Annotated in this window: 8 protein-coding genes; all 8 read left to right on the top strand. The window is 38.1% G+C overall.

Annotation, left to right across the window (positions count from 1 at the left end):
* The first annotated feature begins 2 nt into the window (after window positions 1-2).
* The gene (gene ccoN / locus LB449_RS07540) at window positions 3-2198 is read left to right on the top strand and encodes a cytochrome-c oxidase, cbb3-type subunit I (RefSeq protein ID WP_224454488.1); all 2196 of its coding nucleotides are present in this window, start codon (window positions 3-5) and stop codon (window positions 2196-2198) included.
* Between the two features lie 11 nt (window positions 2199-2209).
* On the top strand, window positions 2210-2395 hold the full coding sequence (locus LB449_RS07535; protein WP_224454487.1) for a CcoQ/FixQ family Cbb3-type cytochrome c oxidase assembly chaperone: 186 nt from the start codon (window positions 2210-2212) through the stop codon (window positions 2393-2395).
* Complete coding sequence (locus LB449_RS07530) at window positions 2392-3279, top strand: cbb3-type cytochrome c oxidase N-terminal domain-containing protein (protein WP_224454486.1); 888 nt, start codon at window positions 2392-2394, stop codon at window positions 3277-3279. Before LB449_RS07535 ends, LB449_RS07530 begins: the two co-directional genes overlap by 4 nt.
* A 17-nt stretch (window positions 3280-3296) precedes the next feature.
* Entirely contained in the window at window positions 3297-4712 is a 1416-nt protein-coding gene (gene ccoG / locus LB449_RS07525; protein ID WP_224454485.1) for a cytochrome c oxidase accessory protein CcoG, read from the top strand.
* A 6-nt stretch (window positions 4713-4718) separates the two neighbouring features.
* A complete protein-coding gene (locus LB449_RS07520) occupies window positions 4719-5165 on the top strand; it encodes a FixH family protein (RefSeq protein ID WP_224454484.1) in 447 nt (148 codons plus the stop codon).
* Window positions 5166-5867: a sulfite exporter TauE/SafE family protein gene (locus LB449_RS07515; protein WP_224454483.1), complete on the top strand. Its 702-nt coding sequence runs from the start codon at window positions 5166-5168 to the stop codon at window positions 5865-5867.
* A 182-nt stretch (window positions 5868-6049) separates the two neighbouring features.
* Window positions 6050-10561, top strand: a complete 4512-nt coding sequence (gene gltB / locus LB449_RS07510) for a glutamate synthase large subunit (protein ID WP_224454482.1) — start codon at window positions 6050-6052, stop codon at window positions 10559-10561.
* Entirely contained in the window at window positions 10561-12018 is a 1458-nt protein-coding gene (locus LB449_RS07505) for a glutamate synthase subunit beta (RefSeq protein ID WP_224454481.1), read from the top strand. The genes gltB and LB449_RS07505 overlap by 1 nt, the downstream gene beginning before the upstream one ends.
* Window positions 12019-12034 lie beyond the last annotated feature (16 nt).

Raw genomic sequence — 12034 nt, 5'->3', positions numbered from 1 at the left:
CTATGGAGTTACAGCAATTTCATTACGATAATAAAATCGTAAAAAACTTCCTTTATGCCACCATTATCTGGGGCGTTATTGGAATGTCTGTTGGCCTTTTATTGGCATTTATGTTTATTTTTCCAAGCGTTACCGACGGTATCTCTTGGTTAAGTTTCGGTCGTTTAAGACCATTACACACCAACGCTGTGATTTTTGCATTTGTGGGAAATGCCATATTTGCAGGAGTTTATTACTCTACTCAAAGATTGCTCAAAGCGAGAATGTTTAGTGATGCTCTCAGTAAAATTAATTTCTGGGGATGGCAATTGATCATCGTTGCAGCAGCAATCACTTTACCTCTAGGCTTTTCAAGCTCCAAAGAATACGCTGAATTAGAATGGCCTATCGATATTATGATAGCTATCGTTTGGGTTGTTTTTGGATGGAATCTTATTGGTACTATTCTGAAAAGACGTCAACGTCACTTATACGTAGCCATCTGGTTTTACTTAGCTACATTCGTTACCGTTGCCGTACTTCATATTTTCAATAGTTTGGCCTTGCCGGTTAACCTATTTAAAAGTTATTCTGCTTATGCTGGTGTTCAGGACGCATTGGTACAATGGTGGTATGGACACAACGCGGTTGCGTTTTTCTTGACTACTCCATTCTTAGGTTTGATGTATTATTTTGTACCTAAAGCAGCGAACAGACCTGTTTATTCTTACAAATTATCGATTATTCACTTCTGGTCTTTGATCTTTATCTACATCTGGGCTGGTCCTCATCACTTGCTGTATACAGCACTACCTGACTGGGCTCAAAATTTAGGTGTTACTTTTTCTATTATGTTGTTGATGCCATCCTGGGGGGGAATGATCAACGGTCTTCTTACCCTTCGTGGTGCATGGGATAAAGTTAGAACAGATCCTGTTCTTAAATTCTTCGTGGTTGCCATTACTGGTTATGGTATGGCTACTTTTGAAGGACCTATGCTTTCGCTTAAAAATGTTAATGCGATCGCTCACTTTACAGACTGGATCATTGCTCACGTCCATGTTGGAGCTTTAGCGTGGAATGGATTCCTTACTTTTGGTATGGTTTATTGGTTAATCCCAAGATTATTCAAAACTAAATTATTTTCAGTAGGATTAGCCAACTTACACTTTTGGCTAGGAACTCTAGGAATTGTGATGTATGCATTACCAATGTATGTCGCAGGTTTCTTGCAAGCCTCTATGTGGAAACAATTCAATCCAGATGGAAGTTTGTTTTACGGTAACTTCCTGGAAACTGTGACTGAAATTATGCCAATGTACTGGATGAGAGCTATTGGAGGTAGTCTTTATATCATAGGTACATTTGTAATGATTTACAACGTTATTAGAACAGCAAAAGCTGGTTCAAGCGTTGAAGATGAGCTTGCAGAAGCAGCTGCTTTAAGCCGTGGTGGTAGAAGAAAAAGAGGAGAAAAATTCCACACTTGGTTGGAAAGAAAACCTATTCAATTAACCATCCTGGCAACAATCGCAATTCTTATAGGCGGTATTGTTCAGATCATACCAACTTTATTAGTCAAATCTAATATCCCGACTATTTCTACTGTGAAACCTTATACTCCATTAGAACTTGAGGGTCGTGATCTATACATTCGAGAAGGTTGCGTGGGATGTCACTCTCAAATGGTGAGACCTTTTAGAAGTGAAGTAGAGCGTTATGGTGAATATGCCAAAGCTGGAGAGTTTGTTTACGATAGACCCTTCTTATGGGGAAGTAAACGTACCGGACCAGACTTATTAAGGGTTGGAGGAAAATATTCAGACAACTGGCACTTCAACCATATGTATGATCCACAAAGCACATCATCGGGATCGATCATGCCAAGTTACCAGTGGCTAATCAAAAGTGAATTGGATAAATCAAACACTGTCGATAAGCTGAAGACAATGGCAAATTTAGGAGTTCCTTATTCTGATGAAGAAATAGAAAATGCTCAGGCTTCTATGCTTGCCCAGGGAGAGGAAATTCAATCCAATTTGTATAACGATCCGGATTTTGTAAAAGCTTACGAAGCTGATAAAGCTTATGCAGAAGAGAATAATCTTGATTTTGTCGAAATGAAAAACAGAGAGATTGTTGCTCTGATTGCTTATCTGCAGAGGCTTGGAACTGATATTAAAATAAAGACTAACCAAGAAGTTACAACTTCTAATTAAATACTTGAACTATGTTGAAATTTATAAAAGGACATATGGAAACGATACAAGGGATAGAGATCTATCCTATCATTTCCCTGCTTATTTTCTTCATCTTTTTTGTTGTGCTTTTCTGGTGGGTGTTTACCGCCAAGAAAGACTATGTGGAAGAAGTAAGTCAAATACCATTGGAATCTAAAAACGAACATGAATTATGAGGAACCTAGCATCTATATTTAGAATCATAGCGCTGGTAGCAATAGCTTGGGGAGGAGTTGAACTTCTTTTTGAAACAGAACCAGGACAGCTTGCCGTCTTAGCATATCCAAAAACCTTAATTTTCTTGGGGGTCATAGCTCTAGTATCTATTGCCATTGAAGTTTTTGTAGCTGCACTAAGATTTACATTGTTCAAATCACTTTCAGAAGAGAAACAAGAAAAATTCTTAGCTCTTGAAAATAAACGTGTGGATCAATTGAAGGCAAAATTTGAAAATCTTCCAAAACTTCTAACACGTTCAAGACCTATTGAAGAAGAAGGTGAAATTGAACTGGATCATAACTATGACGGAATTCGTGAGCTGGATAATAAATTACCACCATGGTGGATCTATAGCTTCTATGCAAGTATAGTTTTTGCGGCCATTTACTTAGTAAGATTCCATGTGTTTGACGATTACACACAAATTGAAGAATATAAAGCTGAGCTGGCACAAGCTGAAATAGATATTGCTCGATATAAAGAAACTGCCAAAGATTTGGTCACTCTGGAAACAGTAACGCTTATGGCAGATCCGTCAGATCTAGAAGCTGGTAAGCAAATCTACACCAACAACTGCGTAGCTTGTCACAAAGCCGATGCCGGTGGAGGAATTGGCCCTAACTTAACAGATGAACATTGGATTCTTGGGGGTGGGATCAAGAATGTATATAGAACTTTATTTGAAGGCGGACGTCCTGGTAAAGGCATGGTGTCATGGAAAAATGACTTCAAACCTTCAGAATTACAGCAGGTAGCGAGTTATGTGCTTTCATTGCAAGGGACTGTCCCAGCTGAACCTAAAGAACCTGAAGGTGAGATTTGGGTAGAAGGAGTAGAATAATTATAAAATAAAGCGAAGTGGATAATAAAGAAGAATTTAGAAACAGCATAGGAACGTTAGACCAGGAGGGAAAGCGTGCTTGGGTATATCCAAAAAAGCCTAATGGTGTTTTTTATAAGTATAGAAAATACGTTAGTTATTTTCTGTTACTTTTCTTGTTAGCTGCTCCTTTTATTAAAATCAATGGGAATCAATTTTTACTCTTTAATGTATTAGAGCGTAAATTCAACATTTTTGGGTTTCCGTTTTGGCCACAGGATTTTTATCTTTTTGTGATTTCCATGATTATTGGAGTTGTTTTTATCGCTTTGTTTACAGTGGCTTTTGGTAGAATCTTTTGCGGCTGGATTTGTCCACAGACCATTTTTATGGAAATGGTATTCAGACGAATAGAATACGCCATTGAAGGGGATCGAGGCAAGCAAATACGCTTAGATAAGGCACCATGGAACAAAGAGAAAATATTTAAAAAAGGAAGTAAATGGACTATTTTTGCCATCATCTCCTTTTTGATTGCCAATGTGTTTTTAGCTTACTTGATCAGTAGTGATGAGTTAGTGAAATACATCACCAACGGACCAACCAGTCACTTAGGAACATTTATTCCATTGCTCATTTTTACGGCGGTGTTCTACTTTGTATTCGCCTGGTTTAGAGAGCAAGTCTGTATCATAGCTTGTCCTTACGGGAGACTTCAAGGAGCGATGCTGGACAAGAAATCTATTGTGGTAGCTTATGACCATAATCGAGGAGAGCGGGAGCTTGGCCGTCAGAAATTTAAGAAAAATCAAAATAGGGCAGAAGAAGGCGTTGGAGATTGTATTGAATGTGCGCAATGTGTCCAGGTTTGTCCTACGGGGATAGATATTCGAAATGGGACTCAGCTGGAATGTGTTAATTGCACTGCCTGTATTGATGCCTGTGATTCGATCATGGAAAGCGTGGATTTACCTAAGGGACTTATTCGTTATGCTAGTGAAGAGAATATTGAGAAAAAAGCAAAATTCGAATTTACACCGAGATTGAAAGGCTATTCAGCAGTTCTGACGATACTTATTGGTTTTTTAATGGGTCTTTTACTTATCAGAAGCGATATTGAAGCAAAGGTTTTGAGATTACCTGGACAACTTTATGAAATGACAAAGGAAGGTAAAGTATCCAATGTTTTTACCTATAAATTATTGAACAAAACTAATGTGGAAATGGATAGTATTCATTTCAAAATCAACTCTTTTGACGGAGAATTAAAAATGGTCAAAAAAGAGTATTTCAGCATAGATAAAGGCGGAATTGCCAAAGGAACTTTCTTTATAGAAATAGAACCAGCTCAGCTTAGTGATTCTAAAAATAAAATTGAAATAGAAGTTTACAGCAAAGACCGAATCATTGACCGGGCAACGACCAACTTCATGGGACCACGAACTTTTAGATAAAAAATTATGAAATTAAATTGGGGAACATCTATAGTAATCGCATTTGTACTTTTCATAGGATTCATCATGTTTATGGTGGTACAAATGTTATCAAATAAAGAACTAGAATACGACCTTGTAGTAGAGTCTTATTACCAGAAAGAATTGACTTTTCAGGAGGATTTGGATTCTGCGCAGAATGCGGCAGATTTGGAAAATCAGGTGAATATAGCAATGATATCAGAAGGGCTTCAGATTATTTTTCCTTCAGATTTTGACTATTCTGAAATAGAAGGAGAAGTTTTTCTCTACAGACCTTCAGATAAGGCATTGGATTTCACAGTTCAGCTTCAATTGGAAAACAGTGAATATGTTTTGCCAAGATCATTGATGGAGGCTGGGAAATGGGAAGTTAATCTAAAGTTCAATCACAAAGGAGAAGATTACTTTATTCAACAGAAAATCCAAATCTAAATGTTGTGGACAGCTTTCATTTTAGGACTTTTAGGTAGTTTTCACTGTGTTGGCATGTGTGGGCCTATAGCTCTTATGCTGCCCGTAGATCGTCAAAATCCATGGCGAAAAGCCTTCCAAGTTTCCTTATACCATTTAGGTAGAATTACTACGTATGCGCTCATAGGTCTAGTATTTGGCCTTATCGGAGAAAGCTTTGCGTTATTTGGATTTCAACAGCAACTCTCTATCATCATTGGAGTCATCATGCTGTCTTCTCTTCTTTTTTCTGAATCTATTTTAGGAAAGCTTAATCTCGCCAAACCACTTTATAAATGGGTAGGTAAACTAAAGTCCGAACTTGGCTCTTCGTTAAAGAAAAAGGAACTCGATACATTTTATTATTTAGGTTTTCTGAATGGTTTACTGCCGTGCGGCTTAGTATACATGGCGGTTTTTGGATCCATAGCTATCACAGGATTAGTTGAAAGTTCATTGTATATGGCGTTCTTTGGTTTGGGCACAATCCCGCTGATGAGCCTTGTAATTTATGCCAAAGACTGGCTCAACTCAGTTTTAAAATTCAATCCTAAACGCTTAATTCCTATTGCTATTGCCATTATTGGTATTCTTTTTATCTTGAGAGGAATGGGGCTTGGTATTCCTTACGTTTCTCCAAAACCTGCCCAAAGTCAAGTAACTTCATCTATGGAATGTCATTAACTTTAAGATTAATCTTCCTTCATTCCGTATCCTACTTCAAACACTTACGAAATCGTTTTAGTTTAGCGTATAATCAATTTTAACAAAAATAATGCTTAATTAATCTGCTATAGCTGATTATTTTCCTCATAATTAACTAGATTTAAGAGTTAATTCTTATAATAATAGTTGAAATTTTTTTTATGAAGAGAGAATCAATGTATGATAGTAGTTTTGAACATGACGCCTGTGGAATCGGGTCTGTCATAAATATTGATGGAAAAAGGGAACATCAACTTATAGTTGATGCACTTACCATGCTTGAAAATATGGAACATCGGGGAGGAACTGGCGCAGACCCGGATACCGGAGATGGTGCTGGAATTCTTATTCAAATTGATAAAAATTTTATAAAGGAAATCGCTATAGAAATTGATGTTAACATTGATGGCGAAAAACCTGTTGGAATCGGAATGTTGTTTTTTCCAAAAGTTAGAAGTGTTGCCAATCAATGCAAAGAAATTTTAGCCAAACATGCAGAGGAACTCGATCTTGACATTTTAGGTTACAGAACGGTTCCAGTAGATTCTAAAGTTCCAGGTATCGGAGCAAAACCTGTGGAACCTTTAATTGAGCAGGTTTTGATTCAGCCAAAAGATAAAATATCTGATGAAGAACTGGAAAGAAAACTCTTCGTGTTTAGAAATTATACAACTCATTATATAGGTAAAAACATTCAAGGGAATAACAAAGCGTTCTATGTATGTAGTATGTCTATCAATACCATTATATATAAAGGCCAACTTAAGACCAATCAACTGAGAGAATACTTTGAAGATTTAAGAAATCCAAACTTTAAATCTGCTTTTGCTATTATTCATTCACGGTTTTCAACAAATACGTTTCCAAATTGGAAACTGGCTCAGCCATTTCATTTTACAGCTCATAATGGCGAAATCAATACGATTAAAGGTAATGTGACTAAAATGAAATCTAAGGAGGCAAATTTTAAATCCAAAGTATTCTCCGACGAAGATCTCCAGCGTTTACTTCCCGTAACCAACCCAGAGCATTCAGATTCAGCTAACTTAGATGCTATGGTCGAAATGCTTGTTCTGGATGGGAGACCTTTGGAACACGCGATGATGATGCTTGTTCCAGAAGCTTGGCAGGATAATACATCTATAGATCCCGAACGAAAAGCTTTCTATAAATACCATGCTTCGGTAATGGAGCCCTGGGATGGTCCGGCAGCGCTTATTTTTACCGACGGCAAGCGGGTTGGGGCAACTTTAGATAGAAACGGTTTGAGACCATCAAGGTATTGCATTACATCAACCAACCGTCTTATCATTTCTTCAGAAGCTGGAGCGCTTCCGGTGGATTCTTCAGAAATAATTAAAAAAGGGCGTTTACAACCTGGCCGTATGATCATGGCAGATCTTGATTTGAATAAAGTCATTTACGATGATGAAATAAAAAACAGAATAGTCAAGGATAAGCAGTATTCGCAATGGATTAAAAACCAACGTATCAAATTAAGGCTTCAGTCAGTACCTGAATTTGATGAAAAGAAATTATCGAGTGAAGAATTACTTCACCTTCAAAATGCATATGGCTACACTTCAGAGGAATTGAAAGTGATTTTAGCCGATATGGCCGTGAGAGCGACAGAGCCTATTGGTTCTATGGGTGCAGACACGCCGCTGGCTATATTGAGCAAACAAAGTCAACATGTTGCCAACTACTTCAAACAATTGTTTGCACAAGTTAGTAATCCACCAATAGATCCTATTCGGGAGAGAATGGTGATGTCGCTATTCACAAGAGTTGGAGAAAGTCTTAATATATTGGACGAATCTGAATTACATACCAAACAGATTCATATTTCACAACCTGTTTTATTGGATTCTGATATTGAAAAATTTAAGCATCTAGCAGAAAAAGGCTTTGACTACGGCTTTATTAATTGTGTTTTTGAGGCGGATGGAAAACCTGGAAGCTTAGAGAAGGCTATAGATGAGGTTTGTAAAAAAGCAGAAGATGCTGTAAAATCTGGTAAAAAGGTTTTGATTTTATCTGATAAAGCTATTGATAAAAACCATGCGCCAATCCCATCCTTGCTATCTACAGGAGCAGTTCATCACCATCTGGTCAAACTGAATTTGAGAACTAAAGCTGGAATTTTGGTGCAAGCGGGAGATATTAGAGAAACACATCATTTTGCAACGTTAATAGGCTATGGAGCTAGTGCTGTCAATCCTTATTTAGCCCTACAATCTATCGAACATCAGCAAATTGATGGAAAACTCGATGCAGATATAAGTATAGATCAAGCTAAAGCAAATTATCAAGAGGCTATAGGGTATGGACTACTGAAAATTCTTTCTAAAATGGGAATTAGCACAGTTCAATCTTACCAAGGAGCTCAGATTTTTGAAGCTCTAGGCTTGCATACTACTGTCATTGAAAAATGCTTTAAAGGCACCATATCAAGGATAGAAGGTATTGACTTTGATGGGCTTGCTCAAGAAGTTCTGGTTAGACATCACAAAGCTTTTCCAGGAAATGATGAGGTGAAAAAGAGTTTGGAAGTTGGCGGAGTTTATCAGTGGAAGTTGAGAGGTGAAAAACACCTTTTCAATCCGGAAACTATTCATTTGCTCCAGCATTCTTCACAGACGGATAATTTTTCTTTGTATAAAAAGTTCGCGAAAACGGTCAATGACCAATTAAAAGATTCTTTGACCTTAAGAGGTTTATTGGAGTTCAAAAAAAGAACACCCATACCACTTGCGGAAGTAGAACCGGCAGAAGATATTATGAAACGTTTCGCCACTGGAGCCATGTCATTTGGTTCGATTTCGCACGAAGCACATTCCACTTTAGCTATTGCCATGAACAGGATTGGTGCCAAAAGTAATAGTGGCGAAGGCGGAGAAGATGAAGCCAGATTTGAAGTGAAACCTAATGGGAATTGGGAGCGTTCTGCAATCAAACAGGTAGCTTCAGGTCGTTTTGGGGTGACGAGTTACTACCTCACCAATGCTGATGAACTTCAGATTAAAATGGCACAGGGAGCAAAACCTGGAGAAGGTGGTCAACTGCCTGGTCATAAAGTTGATGAGTGGATTGGTAGAGTGAGACATTCAACTCCTGGTGTTGGATTAATATCACCACCTCCACACCACGATATTTATTCTATAGAGGATTTAGCCCAACTTATATTCGATTTGAAAAATGCAAATCGCAAAGCCAGAATCAATGTGAAATTGGTTTCACAAGCTGGTGTGGGTACGGTGGCTGCGGGAGTTTCAAAAGCCAATGCTGAAGTGGTTCTGATTTCTGGAGCAGATGGAGGAACTGGAGCATCTCCTTTAAGTTCTATACGTCATGCAGGTTTGCCCTGGGAGCTTGGTTTGTCCGAAGCTCATCAAACGCTGGTGAAAAATAATTTAAGAAGTAGAATCACCGTTCAGGTGGATGGCCAGTTAAGAACTGGTAGAGACCTCGCAATCGCTACTTTACTCGGCGCTGAAGAATGGGGAATTTCCACAGCAGCTTTGATTGTGGAAGGTTGCATCATGATGAGAAAATGTCACACCAATACCTGTCCGGTAGGTGTTGCAACACAAAATCCTGAACTGAGAAAACTTTTCACAGGAAACCCAGACCATGTGGTCAATTACTTTAGATTCCTGGCGGAAGATTTGAGAGAAATCATGTCTCAACTTGGATTCAAGACAGTGAGTGACATGGTAGGTCACTCAGAAGTAATGAAAGTAAGAAAAGACGTACCATTCTGGAAATTGAAAGATCTGGACTTGAGTCCAATTTTATATCAAGAACATATAGCCGAGCAAGTGGGTGTCTTTAAGCAAATTGATCAGGATCATGAAATTGACGAAGTTTTAGACTGGAAACTTTTGGAAGATGCAAAACCAGCTTTTGAAAGTGGTAAATCAGTAAAAAACTCATATTCAATTAGAAATATCGATCGAGCCACTGGTGCAATATTATCCAATGAAATCAGTATGAAATTTAAAGCTGAGGGATTTAAAGAAGATACTATACATTTCAAATTTGATGGATCTGCTGGTCAGAGTTTCGGCTCTTTCTTAGCGAAAGGTGTCACTTTTGAAGTTGAAGGTGAATCCAATGACTATTTTGGCAAAGGTTTATCTGGTGGAAAATTAATTATCTACACTCCAAAGTCCTCTTCATTTGATTCAGAAGAAAACATAATCATAGGAAATGTTGCTTTTTATGGAGCAACCTCAGGAACAGCTTATATTAACGGAATGGCTGGCGAGCGTTTTGGTGTCAGAAATTCTGGTGTGGAAGCCGTAGTAGAAGGTGTTGGAGATCATGCCTGCGAATATATGACAGGCGGTAAAATTGTAATTTTAGGAGAAACAGGTAAGAATTTTGCCGCAGGTATGAGTGGTGGAACCGCTTATATTCTCGATGATCAAAATACTTTTGAAAATAATTGTAACAAAGCAATGGTAGGACTTGAAACTCCTTCTGAAGAGAATTTTAAAGAACTTAGAGTCTTGATTGAGAATCATTATCAATTGACGAGAAGCAAGAAAGCAAAATACGTTTTAGATCATTTTGAAGAGATGAAATCTCATTTTGTCAAGATCATTCCACATGATTACAAACGAATTTTAGAAGCGAAAGAAAAACAAGAACAAAAAATAGTAGCATAATGGGACAACACGACGGATTTTTGAAATATGATAGAGAGTTGCCAAATAGTAGACCTCCAGAAGCGAGAATTGGTGATTATAAAGAAATATTTGAGCCTTTTCCAGAAGAGAAGACCAAGAGTCAGGCCGCAAGATGTATGGATTGTGGAGTGCCCTTTTGCCATTCAGGTTGTCCGCTTGGTAATATCATTCCAGAATTTAATGAAGCAGTTCATAACGAAGATTGGAAAAATGCAGTTTCCATTTTATACTCAACAAACAATTTTCCTGAGTTTACCGGAAGAATTTGTCCGGCACCCTGTGAAGCTAGCTGTGTTTTAGGAATTAATAAAAATCCTGTGGCGATAGAGCATATTGAGAAAACAATTGCTGAGAAAGCTCATGAAATGGGATTTATAAAAGCTAATGCACCTAAAGTGCGAACTGGTAAGAAAGTCGCTGTCATCGGTTCCGGCCCTGCAGGGCTTGCAGCAGCAGATCAATTGAATAAAGCTGGTCACTGGGTTACGGTATTTGAACGAGAAGCGAAAATTGGTGGATTGTTGAGGTATGGTATTCCAGATTTCAAACTTGAAAAATGGGTAGTAGACCGTCGCATTCAAATTATGGATGATGAAGGAGTACGTTTCAAGGTTAATGCTGAAGTCGGTAAAACTGTAAATCCTGATGTGTTGAAAGACGATTTCGATTCTATAGTGGTTTGCACTGGCTCAACGGTTCCAAGAAATCTTCCTATACCTGGCAGAGAATTGAAAGGTATCCATTATGCTATGGATTTCCTTAGTCTTCAGAATAAGGAAATTGATGGAATTAAGTTTGACGATAAAATAACTGCAGAAGGTAAAAATGTTGTGGTTCTTGGCGGAGGTGATACAGGTTCAGATTGTATAGGAACGTCTCACAGACAAGGCGCTGCATCTGTATTGCAACTGGAATTAATGCCGAAACCACAAAGTAAACGCGGAATTAATGATCCATGGCCAATGTGGCCAATGACCTTAAGAACCTCTTCTTCTCATGAAGAAGGCGGTGAGCGTAAATGGAGTACTTTAGCCAAGGAATTTGTTGGAAACGATAAAGGTGAGCTTACTCATATCAAACTTGTAGACCTCGAGTGGGTTAACCAAGGTGGAAGACAAGAGATGAAGGAAATCGAAGGAACAGAGCGTTTAATACCTTGTGAACTTGCATTACTTGCTATCGGATTCACACAGCCTGAAAGTTCGCTTCTTAAGCATCTTGGTGTTTCTCAAACCAAATCTGGAACCATAGATTCTAATAATTATTCAACAAATATAGATTTCATTTTTGCTGCAGGAGATGCTCGAAGAGGCCAATCCTTAGTGGTTTGGGCTATTTCAGAAGGCCGAGAAGCTGCCAGGGAAGTGGATGAATTCTTGATGGGAACTACCGAACTTCCATCCAAAAACGATTCTTACTTAAGTTTGGAAGTATAAAAGTTTATTCTAAATT

The organism is Psychroflexus lacisalsi (genome assembly GCF_020164495.1).
GTDB classification, from domain to species: domain Bacteria; phylum Bacteroidota; class Bacteroidia; order Flavobacteriales; family Flavobacteriaceae; genus Psychroflexus; species Psychroflexus lacisalsi.
Note: the sequence above shows the minus strand (reverse complement) of the source record. Positions and strands in the feature narration are given on the sequence as shown.